At 43.1% G+C, this 24,595-nt stretch carries 22 protein-coding genes; 2 read left to right on the top strand and 20 right to left on the bottom strand.

Translation table 11 applies throughout. The features are described 5' to 3' along the window. Positions 1-35: 35 nt before the first annotated feature. From ftsB to glyA, 10 genes are all read right to left on the bottom strand, one after another. Entirely contained in the window at positions 36-425 is a 390-nt protein-coding gene (gene ftsB, locus PSV17_RS03890) for a cell division protein FtsB (RefSeq protein WP_300479980.1), read from the bottom strand. Positions 426-540: 115 nt separating this feature from the next. Then, positions 541-1,827: a phosphopyruvate hydratase gene (gene eno / locus PSV17_RS03885; RefSeq protein WP_300479866.1), complete on the bottom strand. Its 1,287-nt coding sequence runs from the start codon at positions 1,825-1,827 to the stop codon at positions 541-543. Between the two features lie 115 nt (positions 1,828-1,942). Then, a complete protein-coding gene (locus PSV17_RS03880; protein WP_300479865.1) occupies positions 1,943-3,574 on the bottom strand; it encodes a CTP synthase in 1,632 nt (543 codons plus the stop codon). Positions 3,575-3,964: 390 nt separating this feature from the next. Next, positions 3,965-4,633, bottom strand: coding sequence for a class II aldolase/adducin family protein (locus PSV17_RS03875; RefSeq protein ID WP_300479864.1), 669 nt, complete (start codon positions 4,631-4,633; stop codon positions 3,965-3,967). A 22-nt stretch (positions 4,634-4,655) separates the two neighbouring features. Continuing rightward, positions 4,656-5,753, bottom strand: a complete 1,098-nt coding sequence (gene mtnA / locus PSV17_RS03870) for an S-methyl-5-thioribose-1-phosphate isomerase (protein WP_300479863.1) — start codon at positions 5,751-5,753, stop codon at positions 4,656-4,658. Positions 5,754-5,973: 220 nt separating this feature from the next. Beyond that, positions 5,974-6,771, bottom strand: coding sequence for a TatD family hydrolase (locus tag PSV17_RS03865; protein ID WP_300479861.1), 798 nt, complete (start codon positions 6,769-6,771; stop codon positions 5,974-5,976). Beyond that, on the bottom strand, positions 6,743-7,894 hold the full coding sequence (gene ribD / locus PSV17_RS03860; protein WP_300479859.1) for a bifunctional diaminohydroxyphosphoribosylaminopyrimidine deaminase/5-amino-6-(5-phosphoribosylamino)uracil reductase RibD: 1,152 nt from the start codon (positions 7,892-7,894) through the stop codon (positions 6,743-6,745). Before ribD ends, PSV17_RS03865 begins: the two co-directional genes overlap by 29 nt. A gap of 19 nt (positions 7,895-7,913) precedes the next feature. After that, positions 7,914-8,291: a hypothetical protein gene (locus tag PSV17_RS03855; protein WP_300479857.1), complete on the bottom strand. Its 378-nt coding sequence runs from the start codon at positions 8,289-8,291 to the stop codon at positions 7,914-7,916. A 42-nt stretch (positions 8,292-8,333) separates the two neighbouring features. Next, a complete protein-coding gene (gene nrdR, locus PSV17_RS03850; protein WP_300387610.1) occupies positions 8,334-8,777 on the bottom strand; it encodes a transcriptional regulator NrdR in 444 nt (147 codons plus the stop codon). 14 nt (positions 8,778-8,791) lie between these two features. After that, a complete protein-coding gene (glyA, locus tag PSV17_RS03845) occupies positions 8,792-10,051 on the bottom strand; it encodes a serine hydroxymethyltransferase (RefSeq protein ID WP_300479856.1) in 1,260 nt (419 codons plus the stop codon). 155 nt (positions 10,052-10,206) lie between these two features. On the opposite strand from glyA, the gene iscX reads away from it, so the two are divergent. Together iscX and PSV17_RS03835 are read left to right on the top strand one after the other, a co-directional pair. After that, a complete protein-coding gene (iscX, locus tag PSV17_RS03840; RefSeq protein WP_300479854.1) occupies positions 10,207-10,401 on the top strand; it encodes a Fe-S cluster assembly protein IscX in 195 nt (64 codons plus the stop codon). 73 nt (positions 10,402-10,474) lie between these two features. Continuing rightward, the gene (locus PSV17_RS03835; RefSeq protein ID WP_300479852.1) at positions 10,475-10,951 is read left to right on the top strand and encodes a retropepsin-like aspartic protease; all 477 of its coding nucleotides are present in this window, start codon (positions 10,475-10,477) and stop codon (positions 10,949-10,951) included. A gap of 125 nt (positions 10,952-11,076) precedes the next feature. Here PSV17_RS03835 and PSV17_RS03830 read toward each other — a convergent pair whose 3' ends face one another. From PSV17_RS03830 to PSV17_RS03785, 10 genes are all read right to left on the bottom strand, one after another. Beyond that, positions 11,077-12,717, bottom strand: a complete 1,641-nt coding sequence (locus tag PSV17_RS03830) for an alpha-D-glucose phosphate-specific phosphoglucomutase (RefSeq protein ID WP_300479850.1) — start codon at positions 12,715-12,717, stop codon at positions 11,077-11,079. Between the two features lie 106 nt (positions 12,718-12,823). Next, the gene (gene gabT / locus PSV17_RS03825) at positions 12,824-14,107 is read right to left on the bottom strand and encodes a 4-aminobutyrate--2-oxoglutarate transaminase (RefSeq protein WP_300479849.1); all 1,284 of its coding nucleotides are present in this window, start codon (positions 14,105-14,107) and stop codon (positions 12,824-12,826) included. Between the two features lie 41 nt (positions 14,108-14,148). Then, entirely contained in the window at positions 14,149-15,642 is a 1,494-nt protein-coding gene (locus tag PSV17_RS03820) for an aldehyde dehydrogenase (RefSeq protein WP_300479848.1), read from the bottom strand. 1 nt (position 15,643) lies between these two features. Continuing rightward, complete coding sequence (locus PSV17_RS03815) at positions 15,644-17,104, bottom strand: NAD-dependent succinate-semialdehyde dehydrogenase (RefSeq protein WP_300479846.1); 1,461 nt, start codon at positions 17,102-17,104, stop codon at positions 15,644-15,646. 115 nt (positions 17,105-17,219) lie between these two features. Further along, positions 17,220-18,065: an ABC transporter permease subunit gene (locus PSV17_RS03810; protein WP_300479844.1), complete on the bottom strand. Its 846-nt coding sequence runs from the start codon at positions 18,063-18,065 to the stop codon at positions 17,220-17,222. Beyond that, on the bottom strand, positions 18,065-18,967 hold the full coding sequence (locus tag PSV17_RS03805) for an ABC transporter permease subunit (protein ID WP_300479843.1): 903 nt from the start codon (positions 18,965-18,967) through the stop codon (positions 18,065-18,067). The genes PSV17_RS03810 and PSV17_RS03805 overlap by 1 nt, the downstream gene beginning before the upstream one ends. A 59-nt stretch (positions 18,968-19,026) precedes the next feature. Beyond that, positions 19,027-20,148 (bottom strand): polyamine ABC transporter ATP-binding protein, encoded by a 1,122-nt coding sequence (gene potA / locus PSV17_RS03800; protein WP_300479842.1) that lies wholly within the window; start codon positions 20,146-20,148, stop codon positions 19,027-19,029. 278 nt (positions 20,149-20,426) lie between these two features. After that, positions 20,427-21,590 carry a polyamine ABC transporter substrate-binding protein gene (locus PSV17_RS03795; protein ID WP_300479840.1) on the bottom strand — a complete coding sequence of 388 codons (1,164 nt, stop codon included), beginning with the start codon at positions 21,588-21,590 and terminating at the stop codon, positions 20,427-20,429. 165 nt (positions 21,591-21,755) lie between these two features. Next, the gene (locus PSV17_RS03790) at positions 21,756-23,132 is read right to left on the bottom strand and encodes an aspartate aminotransferase family protein (protein WP_300479839.1); all 1,377 of its coding nucleotides are present in this window, start codon (positions 23,130-23,132) and stop codon (positions 21,756-21,758) included. A gap of 42 nt (positions 23,133-23,174) precedes the next feature. Continuing rightward, positions 23,175-24,545 carry a glutamine synthetase family protein gene (locus PSV17_RS03785; RefSeq protein ID WP_300479838.1) on the bottom strand — a complete coding sequence of 457 codons (1,371 nt, stop codon included), beginning with the start codon at positions 24,543-24,545 and terminating at the stop codon, positions 23,175-23,177. Positions 24,546-24,595 lie beyond the last annotated feature (50 nt).

Below are 24,595 nucleotides of genomic sequence, written 5' to 3'. Positions count from 1 at the left end.
ATTAGCGCTTATCACGTAAAATTTTACTAAGAAAATTATGGCAAAGCCTTAGCATTAGTAGTGCGTTGCATTACCGTATCTTTACTAGGTGTTTGGTTTGAAGCTTCACTAGGATTAGAGTTTTGAATAGGTTGAACTGACTGAGCATGCGCTGAGTTATCAAGCACTTGATAGAAAACCTCATCTTGCTTAATCATGCCTAACTCGCTTCTAGCGCGTTCTTCAATAGCCGCACTACCACTTTTTAAATCACGCACTTCAGCATCTAATGTTTCATTACGTGCTTTTAAAGCGCTATTTTTCTCTTGCTGAGTGGCAAGCTGACGACTTAAATCCCATACTCGCAACCAACTCCCCTTACCTAGCCACAACGGATACTGCAGCAAGGCAATGAGGATAACGAATATGAGCGTTAAGGCTTTCAAATCAGATAAACTCAACTCTAATTGCATTCAAGCTGAGACTAGGCGAACCTTCAAAGATAGTACAAAAAGTACTCCTAGATGGCTCAACGACGTAACGGCTTGAATGCATTTGGAATTACTTGAACAATTGGTAGAACGCGCCAATACCAGCATAGCTAGATGAATCGCCCAACTCTTCTTCAATACGCAACAATTGGTTATATTTGGCAATGCGCTCAGAGCGGCACAATGAACCTGTTTTAATTTGCAATGCATTAGTTGCTACAGAAATATCCGCAATTGTCGTGTCTTCTGTTTCACCTGAACGATGCGAAACAACCGCTGTGTAGCCCGCGCGTTTAGCCATTTCAATGGTTTGGAAAGTTTCAGTCAAGGTACCAATTTGGTTTACTTTGATTAACACTGAGTTGGCCACGCCACGTTGTATGCCTTCACGCAAGATTTTAGAGTTAGTCACAAACAAATCATCGCCCACTAATTGCGTTGTTTTACCTAAGCGATCTGTGAGTAATTTCCAGCCATCCCAGTCAAACTCTCCCATGCCATCTTCAATACTGATGATTGGATATTTATCCACCCAAGTCGCTAGATAATCAGTAAATTGTGCTGAGGTTAGAGATAAACCTTCTGACTCTAAATGATACTTACCGTCTTTATAAAACTCAGTACTTGCGCAATCTAAACCTAAGTAAACATCTTTACCTGGCTCGTAACCTGCGGCTGAAATAGCTTCTAAAATCAATTGAATAGCCGCTTCGTTAGATGGTAAATTAGGTGCAAAACCACCTTCATCACCCACTGTTGTTGCTAAACCTTTTTTATGCAAAGTTTTTTTCAATTGGTGGAATACTTCCGCACCGCAACGCATCGCTTCACGGAATGAAGGCAAGCCAGCTGGAATAATCATAAACTCTTGCATATCCACGCTGTTATCAGCATGCGCACCGCCATTGATGATGTTCATCATCGGAGTAGGCAATTGCATCGCACCAGAACCGCCTAAATAGCGATACAAAGGTAGGCCGCTTTCTTCAGCAGCGGCACGCGCGCAAGCCATAGAAACAGCAAGAATAGAGTTAGCACCCAAACGGTCTTTGTTTTCAGTGCCATCAAGCTCAATCAATGTTTTATCGATAAAGCTTTGTTCTTCAGCATCTAAACCGATAATCGCTTCTGTGATTTCTGTATTCACGTTCTCTACTGCTTGAAGAACACCTTTACCTAAATAGCGACTTTTATCACCATCACGTAACTCCATTGCCTCTTTAGCGCCTGTAGACGCACCTGATGGCACTGCGGCACGGCCAATCACGCCGCTTTCAAGCAATACATCACACTCTACTGTTGGGTTGCCACGAGAATCTAAAATTTCGCGGGCGATAATATCTACAATTGCGCTCATAACTACTCCTCAATATACAAATTAGTTTTTTAACTTAGCGAATTAATACTTGGTGACTCTAAATAGAGAATCCGCAATGATTTATACGTGCTAATTAATAGGTTTTAATAAAGCTTTACTTAACGCCTTTGTGAGCCAATGCTGCATTTACATAAGCAGTAAATAGCGGATGACCTGAACGTGGGTTAGAAGTAAATTCTGGGTGAAACTGCACCGCAACAAACCAAGGATGTGTTGCTTTTGGTAGTTCAATCATCTCGCATAATTGCTCAGTTGGCGTTCTGGCAGAAATCACCAAACCAGCAGCTTTTAACTGCTCAACGTAATTGTTATTCACTTCATAACGGTGGCGATGACGCTCATTCACTTGGGTGCCATAAATGCTTGCAGCCATCGTGTTTGGTTCTATTGGGCAAACTTGCGCACCTAAACGCATGGTTCCACCAAGATCAGAATTTTCATCACGTTTTTCAATTTTGCCGCTGGCGTCTTTCCACTCGTCAATCAAGCCAATCAGCTTGTACGGTGCATCAGCATTAAACTCAGTACTATTTGCACCTTTTAAACCAGCTACGTTACGAGCAAACTCAATCACTGCTAATTGCATACCTAAACAAATGCCAAGGTACGGTAGTTTGTTTTCGCGCGCATATTGAATTGCGGCAATTTTACCTTCTGTACCACGCACACCAAAACCACCCGGAATTAAAATTGCATCCATCGATTTTAAGCAATCTGTGCCAGAATTTTCAATCTCTTCACTATCCATAAAGTGGATTTTGACTTTAGATTCGGTATGAATACCTGCGTGAATTAAAGCTTCGGTGAGAGATTTATAGCTCTCTGTTAAATCTACATATTTACCGACAAAGGCAATATTAACCGTATTTTTTGGGTTTTCTATGCGCGTAACAATATTTTTCCACGCCGTTAAATCAGCTGCTTTAGCCAAAATATTAAGCTTGTGACAAACAATCTCATCCATCATTTGCTCATGCAAAAGCCCTGGAATTTTATAAATAGAGTCTGAGTCAATCGCGCTAATGACAGCCTCAAACGCAACGTTGGTAAATAAAGCAATTTTGCGTTTTTCATCTTCTGGAATTTCGCGCTCAGCGCGGCATAACAAAATATCTGGCTGAATACCAATTTGACGTAATTCTTTAACTGAATGCTGTGTAGGCTTGGTTTTAAGCTCGCCAGCGGTAGGAATCCAAGGCAATAAAGTCAAATGCACATAACAGGCATTGTTACGACCCTCTTCAAAACCCATTTGGCGAATGGCCTCTAAAAACGGTAGTGACTCAATATCACCTACCGTACCGCCCACTTCAACAATCGCCACATCAGCGCCTTCTGCGCCACGTTTAATATGATTTTTAATTTCATTGGTAATGTGTGGAATCACCTGCACGGTCTTGCCCAGGTATTCACCACGACGTTCTTTTTTAATCACTGTTTCGTAAATTTGACCAGTGGTAAAGCTATTACGCCTTGCCATGCGCTGTGAAATAAAGCGCTCGTAATGGCCTAAATCCAAGTCGGTTTCAGCACCATCGTCAGTGACAAACACTTCACCATGTTGAAATGGCGACATTGTTCCCGGGTCAACATTGATATAAGGGTCGAGTTTGAGCATGGTCACTTTAATGCCACGCGATTCAAGAATAGCACCAAGGCTAGCGGCAGCGATGCCTTTACCAAGAGAAGAAACTACACCGCCGGTTACGAATACATATTTGGTCATGGAAAGGCACTTATTATTTGTTGCAGACGGGATAAGATTTTACCGCAAAACAGATGCCTCACAAAACGTTATCCAAAATAAAAGTGTATTAATTTGCTTGATTTTTTCAATCATTCATAAAATAGGTTTATGTAGAAGCGACGCCTCGTCGCGATTTGCAGTATAACTTCGCGACGAGACGTCGCTCCTACAAAGATTTTCATAATATCGAGACGTTGATTAATGGTTGGTTTTAATCACGCAAACAAAGCATTTACCTTCAATGCGGAATGAAACAAAATTTTTACGTTTGGGCAAACAAACAACCACTACTATCCTTGAAACTGCAGAGATACAGCCTAAAAACTACGCTTTGTGAGTATCGGCTTCGCCTCCCCCCACACTACGCCACTATTTATTATCTGCGCGAGTCTCAGTCCACGCGCCATAGCTTTTGAATTTTTCTAGCACATCCAACATTTCTTGCTGACTTAAAATATGTGGCTCACCTGCTTGCAGGGCAAGTAAATACTGCTCGCACAACGTTTCCACTTCTTGGGTAATGTCGAGCGCTTTTTCTAAAGTTTCACCCACTGCAATCATGCCGTGATTGGCTAACAAGCAAGCTTTGCGGTCTTTTAGTGCTTCTATGGCGTTATCTGAAAGCTGCTGACTGCCAAACAAAGCATAGGGCGCACAGCGGATACTATCGCCGCCAGCTAGGGCAATCATATAGTGAAATGGGGGCATATCCATGCGAAAGGTGCTGAAAGTGCTGGCATAGATACTGTGCGTATGAATCACTGCATTGACTTGTGGTTTATTTTGCAAAATATCCAAATGAAATCGCCATTCGCTGGATGGCGGGCGCGTACCAGTTGCATTGCCTGCAAAATCTATCCACACCATGTCGGATGGTGTCATTTTATTTGCTGCCAGACCTGAAGGCGTGATTAGAAAACCTGTCTGTCCCTCAGCATTATCCGCACGCACGCTGGCATTGCCCGCCGTGCCACGATTTAGTCCCATTCTCACCAACTGCTGGCTAATATTTAATAATTGCTCACGTTTGTTTTGCATAGTTAATGTATATTTTAATTAATTAAAGAATGCTTTTTAGCTGACTTGGCGCAAATACACCATGTTCGGTGATGATGCCTGTGACCAAACGTGCAGGCGTAACGTCAAACGCAGGATTAGCCACCCGAGTATTTTCTGGCAAAATATTGACTTCTGCCACTTCGCCAGTGGCTAGCATCCCAGTTATCCAAGTAACTTCACGGCCATCTCGCTCTTCTATCTCTATTTCCCGCAGCCCATTTAACATAGTCCAATCGATGGTGGGCGATGGTACTGCAGCGTAAAATGGCACATGATTATCAAACGCCGCCAGCGCCTTTAAATAGGTGCCAATTTTATTGCATACATCTCCTGTACTGGTCACACGATCAGCCCCGACGATAACCATATCCACTTGACCATGTTGCATTAAGTGTCCGCCAGCGTTATCGCTAATCACGGTGTGTGGCACGCCATGTTGCGCCAACTCCCAAGCTGTTAAACTTGCGCCTTGGTTGCGTGGGCGCGTTTCATCCACCCACACATGCACCTTAACCCCCGCATCGTGCGCGGCATAGATGGGCGCAAGCGCTGTGCCGAAATCCACAGTGGCTAGCCAACCAGCATTGCAATGTGTAAGGATATTTAATTGGCGTGCAGGATGATTACTTAGGTGATTAGCATGCAAACTTTGGATTAATCTCAAGCCGTGCTGACCGATGGCTTGGTTAAGTAAAACATCTTCCTCGCAAATCTTTGCAGCCTCTTCCCAAGCTGCTTGCAAACGAAGCTCTACCTCTATTGGTAATAACAATTGTTTCATGCGCTCTACCGCCCAACGCAAGTTAACTGCTGTCGGGCGACTTTGTATTAACTGCGTTGCGGCAAGGTGCAAATGTTCGTCGCAACAATCATCTTGCATGGCCAACGCAACCCCATAAGCGGCGGCGGCACCTATTAATGGCGCACCACGAACTTGCATGGTTTTAATCGCAACAATCATTTGCGACACGCTGTAAATTTCAACAATCTCAAATGCATGAGGTAATTTTGTTTGGTCAATTATCGATACGAATCGACCATCAATCGCCATAGCATCATTAGGCCAAATTGTGCGAAATTTTTCATTGTTTATTATCATAAATGCTTAATTCAAAAGTTGACATTTAAAAAGTTCCCTGAAACTAAAAATATACTCCACATTATCTGTGGATAACTTTGTGAATAACTGTGACTTGAAAATGTAACATACCAATTTATAAGGCTTTTTTCAAATCGCTTAAATTTTAACCTAATATTTAACCTATACAAATCAATAACTTAAATTAATCACATTGTTTTATAAGGGTTTTTAGCAATAGTTAAAGTAGCACATGAGGTGGTGTGTATAAGTCAGCTAATTTTGGCAAAACTTTTAGGGCGTTTGCGCTAGTAATATCAAGCACTTGAGCCACATTTACCCCTCTTAAATCAGCTAAAACTTGGGCGATTCTATTCAGTTCTAGCGGGCTATTTCTACCTTTCGATCCTACCCATTCGGGTGGTATATCTGGTGAATCTGTTTCTAAGACGATAGATTCTAATGGTAATTTTCTTGCGAGCTCTCTAATTTTTAAAGCACGGCTATAAGTCATTGCGCCGCCAAATCCCAATTTAAAACCAAGCGCTATCAATTGCTCCGCTTGTTGAAAACTGCCATTAAACGCATGGGCAATACCGCCCTTCAATTGATATCTGCGTAAACTTTTCAAAACATCGTCAATTGCATTTCTTACGTGCAGAATGACGGGTAAATCATACTGTTTAGCTAACTTTAATTGCTCTGTAAAAAAGTAAGTTTGTTGCTGTAAATTACTTTTAGTGACAAAGTAGTCCAAACCAATTTCACCTATCGCCACAGGATTATTTTTTTCAATGAAGGTTTTTAAAGTGTCAATATCGCTCAACTGGGCTTTATCAACAAACAGGGGGTGAATTCCAAGCGCGTAGGCGCAATGTTGATGCTTAATGCATATCCGAATCACAGCGTCGAAGTGTTCGCGCGCTACAGCAGGTATAACAATGATTGAAATCCCTTGTTTCAAAGCCTGTATGGCAATATTGTCTCGATCCTCATCAAACTCAGGGGCATCAAGATGGCAATGGGTATCTATCAGCATATGGCCAACTTAAGTTTTTAACAGGTTTTGCGCGCAAACGAATATCGCGCCCAATTTGGCGTACATCAAGTATCTGTAGTTCCGTGGCTTGCTGCATTTCAACTAACGCAGAAATTGCAAACATCGCCTTGGCATCTGCGCCCATCAATTTGGGAGCGTAATAGAAAATAAACTCATCAACCAAACCTGCCTGCAAGAATGCGCCATTCAAGCCCTGCCCTGCTTCGATTAACACTTCATTGACGCCACGTGAGCCTAAATTCGTAAGTAAAGCCTGTAAATCTACACGGCCATTTTCGTGAGGCAAATACAATAATTGCGCGCCAACAGCTGTTAATAAATCGGCTTTATGATTTGTATCTTGCGAATAAGCGATTAATACGGGGCTCATAGAAAGTAATTCAGGAATAAGCATTTTACAATCTGTTGGCGTTTGCAGATTGCTATCGACAATAACTCGTAAGGGCTGGCGACTTGTTTTTGCCAAGCGAACATTCATGCTGGGGTTATCTGTGAGTACAGTACCAATGCCAGTCACGATTGCACATGATTGCGCACGCCAATATTGAACATCCAACCTTGCTGGCTCACCAGTAATCCACAGGCTTTTGCCATTATTTAGTGCCGTGCGACCATCTAAACTCGCCGCGACTTTACAGCGCACATAAGGCATGCCAGAAGTCATGCGTGAAATAAAGCCAAGGTTTAATGACTTAGATTCAGCTTCCATCAACCCAACATCAACCTCGATGCCATTTTCCTGCAAACGTTTTATACCATTTCCAGCAACCAATGGATTGGGGTCTTGCATTGCCACGACTACGCGCTTCACGCCAGCATTAATCAATGCATCGACACAAGGCGGCGTGCGGCCATGATGATTACATGGTTCCAACGTAACATAAGCAACAGCATCTTTTGCATTTGCACCAGCCTCGCGCAAAGCAAACACTTCCGCATGCGGCTCACCTGCTTTTAGATGCGCGCCTTGGCCTACAATTTGATTATTTTTGACGATGACACAGCCAACACGAGGATTAGGCTGAGTAGTATAAAAGCCTTGCTCTGCTAGGCGCAGAGCAAGCGTCATGTAAGTGTGGTCGGCTACTGTAAACGAGGTCATTTAATAGCCATGCTTGAATTTAATGTGATGAAATACGACTATTAATTAAGCGATTATTTTCATCGAAGAAGAGTAATAGACCATGATAAACATGCATACACTTGCCTAAATCATACTCCACCGCATTGCCGTCTTCGTAGCTTGGGCGACCTAGCAACACGCCAATAGCGTCTTTGCTGGTGCCTTTTGATAGAATATGCTGTTGCAAATCATAAGCCATATCGCCACGCTTACAATCTTGCTCAATCGTCGCCGCGCTTTGCATCCACTTTACTTGATCAAATTTTTCATCACCAAAAACGATGCTATCTTTCATCATCCACCATCCGAAAAATACAACCGTTACCAACACCGTAAATGCGGTAAATACAATGGTAGCCCAGTTAATAAATTTCATGTTTTACATCCTAATGGTGATAATTACTGAAAATAAAACGGCTTACAAATCACGAATTGCATCATTAAAATCACCCACATCCGAAAAGCTACGATACACCGAAGCAAAGCGAATATAAGCGACTTTGTCCATCAACTTAAGCTCATGCATCACGCTTTCACCTAAATCTCTGGCTGGAATTTCACGTTCGCCTAAACTCAGCAATTTTTGTGAGATTCTATCTAATGCACGGTCTACATACTCTGTTGGCACTGGTCGTTTATGCAATGCTCGCGTGAATGACAAGCGCAGTTTTTCGCGGTTAAATTCCTCACGTGTACCATTGGTTTTAACCACTTGCGGCATATGTAACTCTGCCGTTTCGTAAGTCGTAAAACGCTTATCACAAACACCACATTTGCGGCGACGGCGTATAGAGTCGCCTTCGTCATTGACGCGCGAATCGATTACCTGTGTGTCTGCATCACCGCAAAAAGGACATTTCATTGATTAACTATTACCTAGTTTTGGTAAACAGGAAAGCGCGCAGTTAAAGCATGTACTTTTGCTTTAGTCGCCGCAATCACCGCTTCATCTATTGGATTATCTAACACGTCAGCAATCAAGTTGGCTACTTGACGCGCTTCATCTTCTTTAAAGCCGCGTGTTGTAATTGCTGGCGCACCGATACGAATGCCAGAAGTTACAAATGGGCTTTCTGGGTCATTAGGAATCGCATTTTTGTTCACAGTGATATGCGCTAAGCCTAGTGCTGCATCAGCGGCTTTACCTGTTAAGCCTTTTGTACGTAAATCTACCAAGAACATATGTGATTCAGTGCGACCTGAAATAATGCGTAAACCACGGGCAGTTAAGGCTTCAGCCATTGCTTGTGCATTTTTAATGACTTGCGCTTGATAGGTTTTGAATTCTGGTTGAGAAGCCTCTAAGAACGCTGTCGCTTTTGCAGCAATCACGTGCATCAATGGGCCGCCTTGTAAAGCTGGGAACACGCTTGAATTCAATGATTTTTCAAATTCAGCTTTAGCTAAAATAATACCGCCGCGAGGACCACGCAAAGTTTTATGTGTAGTTGAGGTCACAAAATCCGCATGCGGCACTGGGTTTGGATATACACCAGCGGCAATCAAACCTGAATAGTGCGCCATATCAACCATGAAATAAGCACCTACTTTTTTAGCAATTTCAGCCATACGCGCCCAGTCAAAACGCAAAGCATAAGCAGACGCACCGCCGATTAACAATTTTGGTTTGCATTCAATGGCAATGCGTTCCATCTCGTCGTAATCGATTTCTTCTTTATCATTTAAGCCGTATGGCACGATGTTAAATAGTTTGCCTGATAAATTAGCTGGCGAACCATGCGTTAAGTGACCGCCGTGACCAAGATTCATACCCATGATGGTATCGCCTGGTTTTAGAATAGAGAAATACACCGCTTGGTTAGCTTGTGAGCCTGAATGCGGTTGCACGTTGGCATACTCTGCGCCGTACAAAGCTTTCAAGCGGTCAATGGCCAACTGTTCAACTTGGTCTACATATTCACAACCACCATAAAAACGTTTTCCTGGATAACCTTCTGCATACTTATTAGTTAGCTGAGAACCTTGCGCCTGCATCACAGCGGGGCTAGTGTAGTTTTCAGAAGCAATTAGCTCGATATGCTCATGTTGGCGAACAACTTCGCTATTAATCATAGCATCTAAGGCTGGATCTGCTTTGTTAAGGGTATTGGTATAGTTAAATGGTGCTTGCGACATGGTTTTAGTTTTCCAAATGCTAGATTATTTTAATGAAAAAAATGTTTGCGCATTTTAACACGCTCAAGCACTAAGATTAAAGGCAAAAGATTTAGTTGCGTAACTGTAGCAAGCTATAATATAAATTAACTTAAATATCTATTTGGAGTAACACCATGAAATGGACAGACAGCCTAAGAATTGCTGAAGAGCTTTACGACAAACATCCAGATATTGACCCAAAAACGGTGCGCTTTACCGATTTAATGGATTGGGTAATGGCACTTGATGGCTTTAATGATTTACCAGAACATTGCGGTGAGAAAATATTAGAGGCGATACAACTGGCTTGGATTGATGAAGCTGAGTAATTTTTAGTTTAAAACCTTCTATTGTAACTACTCAAGCTATTGCAACTAATCAAGTAGCCCCAATAAAAATAGCATGTCTAAAAATACTATTTTAGTTGCTGCCATTTGGATTGCTCTTGCAAGCGTCATTTATTACCTTTCAGATAACATTCAAAACCCGAATAAAATCAATCGATTGGGTGAAAGTAGCACCGTTGTATTAAAACGTGGGATGGATGGGCATTATCGAGCGGAAGCGCTTATCAACGGTGTAAAAGTGAATGTGCTGGTTGATACTGGCGCAACGGGTGTCGCCATTTCACAAGGTGTTGCGGACAGACTTAATCTAAAAAGCATAGACGCTATTCGTACAAATACCGCTAATGGTGTTAGCGTAGGTTATATGGTGCGACTGCGCTCAGTAAAACTGGGTGGCGTTGATGCCAATAATGTATCGGCAATGATTGCACCTGGCTTAGACGGCGATGTGTTACTCGGCATGTCCTTCCTAAGCCGCATGGATGTTAGGCTTTATAAAGGCGAGATGACAATCAAGCAGATAGAAAACTAATACAAGTATTCTCGCGAACCAATGGTTGTGTAGGAGCGGCTTGCAGCCGCGAAGTTTTGCGCGACATTTAGCATAGTTTTCGATTAACCATGGTTTCGCGGCTGCAAGCCGCTCCTACAGTAAGGTTAGGTAATCACAGTTGGTGTATCGCGACCCGTTTTTTCTTTAAGTTGCGAAATCTGCAATGCAATGTTAATCATCTCGGCTAAAGCCACTTGCGCATCTAAATGATGATTTTTTTCATCAGGATCAAAGGCTTCTAAATAAATACGAATTGTTGCCCCTTCTGTGCCTGTACCAGATAGTCTGAACACAATTCGCGAGCCATCTTCAAACAAAATACGAATACCCTGATTGTTACTGATAGAGCCATCAATTGAATCATGGTAGCTAAAATCATCACAGGTTTTTACTTTATATGCGCCAAATGACTGACTGGGCAAGCTAGTAAATTGCGATTTAATAAACGCGATGACGCTATTGGCAGCCTCGGTTGGAATCGACTCGTAATCATGACGTGAATAGACATTGCGACCAAATTCCGCCCAGTGCGACATCAAAATCTGTTCAACAGACACAGCTTTTTTCGCCAAAATATTCAACCAAAACAATACCGCCCATAAACCATCTTTTTCACGCACATGGCTAGAGCTAGTACCAAAGCTTTCTTCACCACATAAAGTGACTTTGCCTGCATCCATTAAATTACCAAAAAACTTCCAACCTGTTGGTGTTTCATAACATGGAATATTGAATTTAGCCGCAACGCGATCCACTGCGCAGCTCGTAGGCATAGAACGTGCCACGCCAGCAATGCCATTCGCATAAGCTGGCACTAAGGTTGCATTAGCGGCAAGAACCGCGAGACTATCAGAAGGTGTTACAAAAAAGTTTTTACCCAAAATCATATTGCGGTCGCCATCACCATCAGAAGCAGCACCAAAGTCTGGGGAGCTTTCACCGGCAAACATGATTTTTACTAAATCTTCAGCATAGGTTAAATTGGGGTCTGGATGACCGCCACCAAAGTCTTCTGAAGGAATGCAATTCATTAAGCTAGATTCTGATGCACCTAATCGATTAACGAAAATCTCTTGTGCATAAGGGCCTGTAACCGCATGCATAGCGTCAAATTGCATTTTAAAGCCGCTTGCCAAGAATGCTTTAATCGCGGGAAAATCAAATAGTTTTTGCATTAAATCTGCGTAGTCTTCTACTGCATCAATGACCTCGACAGTAAATTTTCCATCATTGAATAGGGTTTTACCTAAGGCATCAACATCCACTTCGGGCAAGTCTGCGATTTTATATTCTGTGATTTTTTTACTTAAATCAAAAATTGAATCAGTGATTTTTTCAGGCGCAGGGCCGCCGTTGCTGATGTTGTATTTAATGCCAAAGTCACCATTGATGCCGCCTTGATTGTGACTAGCTGACAGCACAATGCCACCAAACGTTTTGTATTGCCGAATAATGTGTGAACACGCTGGTGTAGATAAAATCCCCGCTTGACCAATCAGCACGCGAGCAAAGCCATTAGCTGCCGCCATTCGAATGATAGTTTGAATCGCTTGGCGATTAAAATATCGGCCATCGCCACCCAGCGCCAATGTCGCGTCATTGGGCACATCAAGCGTATCAAAAATACTCTGTACAAAATTTTCTAAATAACCTACTTGCTGAAAGATTTTTACCTTTTTGCGCAAACCTGAAGTTCCAGGTTTTTGGTCGTTAAAAGCGGTAGTTTTAATTGTTTGAATTTGCATAGAGTTACCCATAGAATATAGCTGAATTTAGTACCATTATAGCGAGCAATATGCCGCATGGCGGCGGCACGTGAGAGATTTATAAAATTAAATTAAAAAAATGGGTTTAGGCTGTCGCTAAGGCTCTATCAATAATATCTAGTGCTTCATCAAATACTTCATCTTGAATAGTCAATGGATACAAGAAACGAATCACATTACCGTAAACACCGCATGTAAGCAGAATCAATCCCTCTGCTAATGCCGCCTGTTGTACGCGTTTTACTACATCCATAGATGGTTCATTGGTGGCGGGATCAAAAAACTCAGCGGCAATCATAGAGCCCAAGCCGCGCACATCTTTTATCGCAGGCACTTTTGCCTGTGCCGCTTTGAGGCGCGCCGTGAGCTTGGCTCCCAATATATTAGCGCGCTCAACTAACTTCTCTTCTTCAATAATATCTAGCACGGCGTGAGAAGCCGCGATTGCTAATGGGTTACCTGCATAGGTGCCACCTAAGCCACCCGGCGCTGGTCCATCCATCACTTCAGCTTTACCGCAAACCGCTGATAGCGTAGTACCGCCTGCTAAGCTTTTTGCCATAGTGATAATGTCAGGAATCACGTCATAATGTTCTGCCGCAAATAATTTACCTGTACGACCAAAGCCCGTTTGTACTTCATCGTAAATCAGCAGAATGCCATGTTCATCGCATTCGCGGCGTAGCGCTTGCATCAAGGCTGGTGGCGCTACATAAAAACCGCCTTCACCCTGTACAGGTTCAATCACAATCGCGGCGATGCGCTTAGGATCAATATCAGCTTTAAATAACAAGTGCAGCGCATTGATAGAGTCTTCAACACTCACGCCATGCAAATCAATCGGAAATGGAATGTGATATATCTCAGCTGGGAATGGCCCAAACCCAATTTTGTAAGGGGAAACTTTACCGGTCATGGCGCTGGTCATAATAGTCCGCCCATGAAATGCACCTGCAAAAGCTACAATACCTGGGCGCCCAGTACTTGCGCGTGCAATTTTAATAGCATTTTCTAAGGCTTCTGCGCCGCTCGAAAAAAAGCAAGTTTTCTTAGCATGCGTGCCGGGCGTAAGCTTATTAATACGTTCCGCTAATGTGACATAGCTTTCATAAGGGAGGACTTGATAACAAGTATGCGTAAACTGCTGCAACTGCGCTTCAATTGCCGCGACTATTTTCGGGTGCCTGTGCCCCGTATTAAGCACAGCAATACCGCCTGCAAAGTCAATATAACGCTTACCTTCTACATCCCACACTTCTGAGTTAAGCGCGCGTTCTATAAAGAAATTAGCCATTACACCTATGCCGCGTGGCGTGGCTGCTAAGCGTCTGTTGTGTAAATCTTGATTGGTCAATGGTGTGCTACTCATATTCTCTTCCTCACATCTAATTTTTAGATGCTCTTGTTTTTTTAAATTAATCTTATCCAAGTCGTTTTAAGCTCTGTGTACTTTTCCAAAGCATGTAGGGATTTATCGCGACCATTACCAGACTGCTTATAACCACCAAAAGGCACGGTAATATCATCTTCATCATAGCTATTCACATGGACTGTGCCTGCTCGCAAGGCACGTGACACCATATGTGCGCGAGTTAGATCTTGCGTCCAAATCGCAGCGGCAAGGCCGTATTCTGTGTCATTAGCAATCGCGATAGCCTCTTCTTCTGTATCAAATGTAATGATAGATAGCACCGGTCCAAAAATCTCTTCAGCAGCGATTTTCATATCATTGGTCACATCATCAAATATAGTTGGGCTGATATAAAAGCCACCTGTTTCAGTTAATACGCGCTCACCGCCAGCGCACAATTTTGCACCCTGCGTTTTACCGCTTTCAATGTATTTCAGTACATTTTCCATTTGGCCGCGGTCTACAATTGCGCCCATCGTAGTATTGACATCTAATGGGTCACCTGGCTGATATTCAGGTAAATGTGTCAAAAGTTTTTTAACAAACTCATCTTTGATTGAGCGCTCAACGAGTAAACGCGAAGGCGCATTGCAACTTTCACCCTGATTATAAAAAATTGAGCCAACAGAAGCAGCGGCAGCTTTATCCAAATCTTTGCAATCGGCAAATACAATGTTGGGTGATTTGCCACCTAGCTCGCACCAAGCGCGTTTGAGGTTGCTCTGCCCTGCCATGATTTGAATTTTTTTACCCACTCCAGTTGAACCTGTAAAGGCGATGCAATCTACGTCCATGTGCATAGCCAGTGGCGTGCCTGCCTCTGAGCCAAAGCCTGGAACCACATTCAACACGCCTTTTGGTATACCCGCTTCGATTGCTAGATCACCCAATCTCAATGCAGTCAGCGGTGATTTTTCAGAAGGTTTAAGAACGATACTATTGCCTGAAGCTAAGGCCGGTGCAATTTTCCAGCAAGCCATTAAAATAGGATAGTTCCACGGCACGATTGCACCGACTACGCCAATTGGCTCACGTGTAATCATGGCAAGTGTATGGTCTGCCGTTGGTGCAATTTCATCGTAAACCTTGTCAATCGCCTCACCAAACCAGCGCAAACTATTGGCGGCTGAATTGACGTCTACACTCAAGCTGGCCGAGATAGGTTTACCCATATCTAGCGTTTCTAACAGGGCCAATTCAGCTTTATGTGCAGTCACTAAATCTGCAAAACGAATCATAGTTTGTTTGCGTTCGCGCGGTGATAAACCCGCCCAGCGTCTATCTTTAAAAGCCGCGCGTGCGGCCACTACAGCACGGTCTACATCTGCGGCTTTACTATTGGCGACATCGGCCAATTTACGGCCATCAATCGGTGAAAAGCACTCAAAAATAGTGCCATCAAGCGCATCCACCCGCTGTCCGTCAATAAAAGCGCGTCCGTCGATTTTTAAATCTCTTGCGCGTTCATGCCAATCAATTTTAATCTCTATCATTTTATAACCCCGCCATACAAACGTATTTCAATTCTAAATATTCATCAATACCATGATGCGAGCCCTCGCGGCCTAGTCCTGATTGCTTAACGCCACCAAATGGCGCCACCTCATTGGAAATCATGCCCGTATTCACGCCCACCATGCCGTATTCCAGCGCCTCTGCCACGCGCCAGATTCGACCTATATCTCGGCTGTAAAAATATGAGGCTAAACCAAATTCGGTGCGGTTTGCTAATTCAATCACTTCTAAATCTGTTTTAAAGCGGAATAATGGCGCCACAGGGCCAAAGGTTTCTTCACTAAAAATGAGCGCATCATCACTCACATTGGCTAGTACGGTAGGCTCAAAGAATGTGCCACCTAATGTATGGCGCTTGCCGCCTTGTAACACCGTTGCACCTTTGGCAACTGCATCTGCCACATGGCTTTCAACTTTCTCAATCGCTGCTGCATCAATCAATGGGCCTTGCGTAACGCCCTCCTCATTACCAGCACCTACTTTAAGTTGCGCTACTTTGACCGCTAGTTTTTTGGCAAATTCATCGTACACGCCATCTTGCACAAATAAGCGATTTGAACATACACAGGTCTGCCCAGCATTACGGTATTTACTCATCATCGCGCCTTCAACTGCTGCGTCTAAGTCTGCATCATTAAACACGATAAATGGCGCATTACCGCCCAATTCAAGTGATAGCTTTTTAATGGTATCGGCACATTGGCGCATTAAGATACGTCCAACTTCGGTTGATCCTGTGAACGAAAGTTTGGCGACGACTGGGCTCGCACACAAAGCTGCGCCGATTTGACGTGCATCGCCTGTAATCACTTGCAATACGCCACTCGGCACGCCAGCTTCCTCGGCCAATACAGCTAAAGCAATGGCGCATAATGGTGTTTGTTCGGCAGGTTTAATAATCATGCTGCAACCAGCAGCAAGCGCAGGCGCCGCTTTACGGGTAATCATCGCGATTGGGAAATTCCAGGGTGTGATAGCCGCAGTGACACCTATTGGCTGTTTTAGCACCAATAATCGACGGTCACTCATAGACGCTGGAATTGTTTCCCCATAGACACGTTTAGCTTCTTCAGCAAACCATTCGATAAAACTTGCGCCATAATTCACCTCACCACGTGCTTCGGCTAATGGCTTGCCTTGTTCGGCAGTCAGTAATTGCGCCAAATCTTCTCGGTGCAGAATAATCAGGTCAAACCAACGCTTAAGTATTGCAGCACGTGCCGCAGCCGTGAGGGTTTTCCATGATTTTTGCGCAGTTTCAGCGGCCACAATCGCACGCTCAGTTTCGGCGTGACCCATTAACGGCACTGACGCGACAATTGAACCTGTAGCAGGATTAGTGACGCTTATCGTTCCACCTGAATCTGCGCTCACCCATTGCCCAGCCAGCAAGGTAAGATTGGTTTTAAGTAATGCGGAGTGCTTTAATTGAATGGACATAATTTTCTGCTTGATTTGGTTTAATTTTTTTGTTTGGTAGGCGCGGTCTGTGACCGCGAAAACGTTGGCAATAATTGCACCATGGTTTCGGGGCTACAAGCCCCTCCTACAGATTCTACTTATTGCTATTGCTGTAAGCTTGCGCCTCTTCGCGCTTACGTTTGCGCTCTTGTTGCGAGGTGTAAAAACTTGAAGCAATCACCGCAATGGTGACCACGGCAATTGTCACCGTTGCCACTGCATTAATGGTTGGGTTTAAGCCTAATCGAGCACGCGAGAAAATCACCATGGGCATTGTTGAATAGCCAGGACCAGAGAGGAATGAAGACAGCACAACATCATCAAACGACAGGGTAAATGTTAGTAAAAATGCCGAAACTAGCGCAGGCACTAACAAAGGGAAAGTGACCAAAGTAAACACCTGCATTGGCTTACAACCTAAGTCCATCGACGCTTCATCCAACTTACTATCCATTTCACGTAAGCGTGAAGTAACGACCACTGCAGCATAAGCCGTGCCTAATAATGCGTGACCTAACAAAATGGTGAACAAGCCTCGTTCTGGAAAACCTAGCCAATTTTGCACAGAAACAATCATTAATAAAAGCGACAAACCCACAATCACATCTGGCATCACCAACGGCATGCTAGACATAGAAGTGAGCAGAGTACGCCCATGAAAACGCTTATAACGATTTAATGCAAATGCAGTAAACGTACCAAAAAATACTGACATTAACGCAGACAATCCTGCAATTTCTAGTGATAACAATACGGCTGAAATTAAATCAGAGTCTTTTGCCAGTGCGGCATACCAACGAAAGCTGGCATGAGACCAAACGGTGACCAATTTTGAATCATTAAAAGAAAATACAACCAGTGTGATGATTGGCAAATATAAAAACAAATAAACGATAGCCATCCAAGCTTTAGCAAATATTTTATTTGAAGCGCTGTTCATTATTTACCCTCCATTTGCTCTGCTTGGGCTTTATTGTAAACACCCATTGGTACTAAGATTAGCAATATCATGACTACTGCCACGGCTGATGCCATTGGCCAGTCATTATTACTAAAGAACTCATCCCACAATACGCGACCTATCATTAAGGTGCTTGAGCCGCCTAGTAATTCAGGAATTACATATTCACCTACCGCTGGGATAAATACCAACATTGACCCTGCGATAATGCCCGCTTTTGAAAGTGGTACGGTAATGAGCCAAAATGCTTTAAATGGGCTGGTGCCAAGGTCTGCGGCAGCTTCTAAATAACGCATATCCATCTTAGATAAATTGGCGTATAGCGGCAAAATCATAAACGGCAAATATGAATACACCATACCTAATAACAATGAAAAAGAGTTATTCATCATCTCGATAGGTGTATCAATCACATGCAAGCTGATGAGTATATTATTGATGACGCCATTACTCACCAACAAGGTTTTCCAGGCATAGATGCGTAATAAAAATGATGTCCAAAACGGCAACATAATCAGCATTAACAGGGTTGGCTGCATATGTTTTGGTGAGCGCGCCATGTAGTAGGCAAATGGATAGCCAATAACTAAACATAACAATGTAGTAATGGCGGCGTATTTAATAGAGGATAAATACGTTTTAAAGTAAAGCGAGTCAGTGGCAAGAAACTGATAACTGCCAAAGTTTAAAGTCAATCTAGGCCAGCCATGACTCCAATCTATCATGTGCGAAATGCTAGTTGACTCCATTTCAGACAAGCTAATTTTAAGCACAATGAGAAGCGGGATAGCTGCGAGCAACAAAAACCAGAAATATGGAACACCAATAACCACAAGGCGCCCAGCTGAAAGACTGGTGAAGAAACTTTGTTTTTTAGCCACAGCAATTTTCCTTATGAATTCTTAATGAATTTCTTAATGAATTAAAAGTTTAGTTAACCTTATTGAGTTAACACCACCATGGCTAAATCGCTCCAACTTGCATAAGCGCGATCACCCCAAGTTAAACCGCAACTTAAATCGCGCGTATTGTTAAGCTCTTGAGCCTTAATTACCTTGCCACTATCAAGTTTCAAGTGATAAGTTGTATGGGCGCCAAAGTACACTATTTCAATGACTTCTCCCGCGCACCAGTTGTATTCACTATTCGGCTTATCTTTAGATAACATGATTTTTTCAGGTCGCAAGGCCACGCCTACATCCATCCCTGAATGACCACTCACGCCATGCCCCACATAATGCACGCACTCTGGGCAACGCACAGTCACATGGTCAGGCTCATCTTCTTCAATCTTACCTTCAAAAATATTTACATTACCAATGAAGTCAGCCACTTTGCGACTATTTGGCATTTCATACACTGTATCAGGCTCACCGACCTGCAAGAAGTAACCCTCAGACATCACGGCAATACGCGATGCCATGGTCATGGCTTCTTCTTGGTCATGCGTCACCAACACACAAGTCACGCCGACTTCTTCAATAATATTCACCAGTTCAAGCTGAGTACTTTCACGTAATTTTTTATCTAGTGCACCTAGAGGTTCATCCAATAGCAATAATTGTGGACGTTTTGCTAGGCTGCGAACCAAGGCAACCCGTTGTTGCTGACCACCTGACAATTGATGCGGCTTACGTTTTGCATATTGATTAAGTTGCGCCAAACTCAACATTTTTTCAACCCGCTCGGCAATTTCATCTTTAGGCATGCCATCGCGCTTTAAACCGAAAGCTACATTTTCCCAAACGCTTAAATGCGGAAATAGCGCATAAGATTGAAACATCATATTGATTGGACGTTGAAACGGCGGCAGATTAGTAATATCTTGATTTGCTAAAAAAATCTTACCTTTAGTAGGCGTTTCAAAGCCAGCCATCATGCGCAGTAAGGTAGACTTCCCGCAACCTGAACCGCCTAGTAGCGCGAATATCTCACCTTTCATTACCGTGAGAGAAACATCATCGACAGCTTTGACCGTACCATCGTAGACTTTGGTGACATTTTCAACACGTAGTAAAATTTCCTGCGCAGCTTTATTAGCTTCTTTAGGAGCTGTTGCCATAAAAACCCTTATCTATGATATTGAAAACTGTTGCGTATTAAACGCAGATAATCCATTAGAACATTTAATTTTGTAGAATTTTCCACTCAAACTGTTGCGGATGGCTGTAGGAGGGGCTTGTAGCCCCGAACAAAATATCACTTCGAATCGCCATCGCCATTCGGGGCTACAAGCCCCTCCTACATTGGATTTATGTTAATTTTATTATTTCTAATGGACAATCGGGGTTAAACTTTGTAGAGACGTAGTCAACAACGCCCCTACAAATAAAACAACAATTAAATGCCTGTTTTAAACTTGGTATAGAGGCGAGTCATGTTGCGTTTAGTTTGTGCGCTTTCAACACCCGGTGACACCAACTTTGCAATATCTTCATCAGATAAGAAAATAGATTTGTTGTTTTTAATTTCAGGGTCAACAAACTCAGTGGCGGCCTTATTCGGGTTCGCATAAGTCACTTCATTCGTAATGGCCGCTGTTACTTGTGGACGCATAATATAGTCCATCCATAAATGCGCATTATTAGGGTGTTTGGCATCAGCGGGAATCGCCATGGTATCCATAAACATGATGCCACCCGTTTTTGGCACTAGCGCTTCGATGTTTTGCTCGGCTTTATTCTCGATTGAACGTTTATGCGCTAAGTTAAAGTCGCCAGCCCAGCCATAAGCCACACAAACATTACCACTCGCTAAGTCATCAATCTGACCACCAGAATTGAACTTTTTAATGTCTGGACGTACTTTCATCAACATATCAAAAGCTGCTTGGTAATCATCTTGTGTGCCTGTGAAAACAGGTTTACCCAAATAATGCAATGCAGCCTGGAATACATCGGCTGGAGTATCTAAAAAGGTAATCCCGCATGACTTTAATTTGTGAGTGTATGTCGGGTTAAACACTAAATCCCATGCATTATCTGGCATAGGCGTGTCGCCAAGCGCTGCTTTTACTTTATCTACATTAATGCCAACGGTGTTATAGCTCCACATCCAGTCAATTAAATAATTGTTACCAGGATCTAGCGCTGCCATTTGTTTCAAGATGCCCGGATCAAGATTTTTCCAATTAGGTAATTTAGATTTATCTAACTTTTGTAACAAACCACCCTCAATTTGCAATTTTGCCCAATTTGAACCTGGCACAACGATGTCGTAACCAGTATTTTTAGCAATTAGTTTTGCATGCAAAATTTCGTTACTGTCAAACACATCATAACGAACTTTAATGCCCGTTTCTTTCTCAAAATTTGCGATCGTATCTGGTGCAATATAGTCTGACCAGTTATAAATATTGAGGATTTTTTCTTCTTGTTCGCTCGCCGTTGCCATTGTTGATTTGGCTGCCTCAGCTGTAGTGTTGTCAGATTTGCTACAAGAAACCGTAGCTAACCCAGTAATAATCGCCATACCGAGCAAGTATTTACTATAAGAAAAATTCATATTTATTAACCCATTTAAAAAGTATTTGACAGAGAAAGTATTGCTAAAAATGTTTACTAACTTTTTGCGCTATAGAATCGCACATGCTGACCAAATAGATTCGAAGCAATCTTACAATAGGCGGCCCTAAAAACCAACTACAACCCTATTAATAGCCTCGTAAAATCACGTATTATCATAAAGCCCTTGCGCTTTCAAATCAGCCAATGTTGCATCTAGACATTTCTGAATTAACGCCACCATTTCATCAATCTGCACCTTAGTTATCACTAGCGGTGGCGCAATAATCATACGGTCGCCGACCGCTCGCATAATCAATCCGTTGCCAAAGCAATGTCCACGACAAATCATGCCTACACCAACGTCTTCATCAAAGGCTACATGATTTGCTTTATCTTTCATCAACATGAAGCCAGCCACTAATCCCAGTGTTTCTGCGCCACCTACCAATGGATGTTTGGCTAGCTCGGCGTATTTTTTCGCTAAGTATGGGCCAGTTTCATTGAGCACTTTATCCACTAAGCCTTCACGCTCCATAATCTCAATATTCGCTAAAGCCACTGCACAAGCGGTTGGATGCCCTGAATAGGTATAGCCATGATTGAATTCACCACCCTGCTCAATTAAGACTTTAGCGACACGCTTGCCAACAACTACGCCGCCTAAAGGAATGTAGCCAGAAGTCACACCTTTAGCAAAAGTCATTAAATCGGGTTTACAACCTAATAATTGTGAACCAAACCATTTACCAAGACGACCAAAACCGCAAATCACTTCATCACAAATCAGCAAAATGCCGTATTTATCGCAGATGCGTTGAATTTCAGGCCAATAAGTTTGGGGGGGAATGATCACTCCGCCCGCGCCTTGCACAGGCTCACCTATGAATGCGGCTACTTTACCTGCGCCAACCTCTAAAATCTTCTTCTCTAACCAACTTGCAGCTTCTATGCCAAATGCATCACTATCTTGATTTGGCGCTAGTCCATAATGGTATGGCTGTTCGATGTGTTCTATGCCAGGAATCATGCCGCCTTGCATATGCATGCCTTCCATACCGCCTAAGGATGACCCAACTAGCGTTGAGCCATGATAGGCGTTATTACGGCTGATTATAACCGTACGCTCTGGCTGACCTAGCGTTGCCCAATAATGGCGCACCATGCGAACATTAGTATCATTAGACTCAGAGCCTGAGCTACTAAAAAACACATGGCTATAATCATCACCAGCCAACTGAATGATTTTTTCTGCGAGTTTAACCGCAGGGACATTAGTCGTTTGAAAAAAACTATTGTAGTAAGGAAGCTCTAGCATTTGTTTAGCTGCGGCATCGACTAGCTCTTTACGCCCATAGCCCACATTGACGCACCATAAACCAGACATCGCATCTAGGATTTTTTCACCAACCGAATCCCAAATATAAATGCCATCAGCCTTAACAATAATACGTGAGCCTTTATCCGACAAGCTTTTATGATCGGTAAAAGGGTGCAGATAGTGCGCTGAATCTATTGCTTGTATTTCTTTAGTATTAATCATTTTTTTACTCTATTTTTTAATTTTTAATCGCGTGAGTATTTATTAAACATGCATTAAAAGATGTTCACGCTCCCAAGGGCTAATCACGCGCATAAACTCGTCGTGCTCGGCATCTTTCACAGCTAAATATACATCCACGAAATCTTTGCCTAACACCTCCTGTAAGACTTGTGAGTGTTCTAGTTCACGTATCGCTTCAGACAAACCACGTGGCAATTGATAATCAGAAGCGTAAGCGCTACCAGTGGTGACCTCAGTTGGTTTAAGTTTTTCTTTAATGCCTAAGTAACCACAAGCCAAGGTAACGGCCATGGCTAGGTAAGGATTAGCATCTGCACCGACTACGCGATTTTCAATGCGGCGACCTGATGGTTCAGAAATCGGCACGCGGATACCCACAGTGCGGTTATCGTAGCCCCACTCAATATTAATTGGCGCGGCACCATTTCGTACAATGCGACGATAGGAGTTAACATAAGGCGCCAGCAACACCATTGCCGCAGGTAAGTATTTTTGCAAACCAGCAATGTAATGGAAAAATATTGGTGAAGCTGTGCCATCAGCGTTACTAAAAATATTCTGTTTAGTTTGGCTGTCAATCACGCTTTGATGAATATGCATGGCGGAACCTGGCTCATGTTGCATGGGTTTTGCCATAAAAGTTGCATACATGCCGTGTCGCATCGCAGCCTCACGCAATAAACGTTTAAAGAAAAAAGATTTATCAGCCAAAATCAAGGGCTCATCATGCAAAAAGTTAATCTCCATTTGCCCGGCGCCAAACTCATGAATAAGCGTATCAAGCTCTAAACCCATGAGTGCTGAATAATCGTAAATATCTTCAAATAAGGGATCGAACTCGTTCACCGCATCAATACTGTATAACTGGCGACTAGTTTCTTTACGTCCGCTACGTCCAACTGGTGGGCTTAAAGCAATATCAGGGTCAGGATTACGCTCAAGCAAATAAAATTCTAACTCTGGCGCCACGATTGGCGTCCAACCTAAGTCTTTGTATAAGTTAGTCACACGGCGAAGCACATTTCGGGGCGCAAAATCAATGGGTTTACCGTGATGATCTACACAATCCATAATGACCTGTGCTGTTGGGTCTACCGCCCAAGGCACTAATCTAAGTGTGGTGGGGTCTGGAATAAGCACCATGTCTTTATCGGTGAAGCCAAATACACGATCATAGCCTTCATTTCCATCAGGCGATTCGCCCGTTACTGTCATGCCAAACACAGCTTCTGGTAGACGCATAGCGCGGTCTGTTGAAAATTTCTCGCGAGGTAGAATCTTGCCACGTGCTACCCCTGTTAAATCAGGCACCAAGCACTCAATCTCAGTAATGTTGTTTTCCGTTAACCACTTATCCATGTCCATATGGTTCATTGCTACTTGTTCTGTCATTTTTATTCTCCTGTACTGCTTTTTTAACCACTTGTTATTAACCGCCTAAA

Source organism: Methylotenera sp. (genome assembly GCF_029946165.1).
In the GTDB taxonomy this organism is placed as follows: Bacteria; Pseudomonadota; Gammaproteobacteria; order Burkholderiales; family Methylophilaceae; genus Methylotenera.
This window is presented reverse-complemented; position numbering and strand designations above follow the sequence as displayed.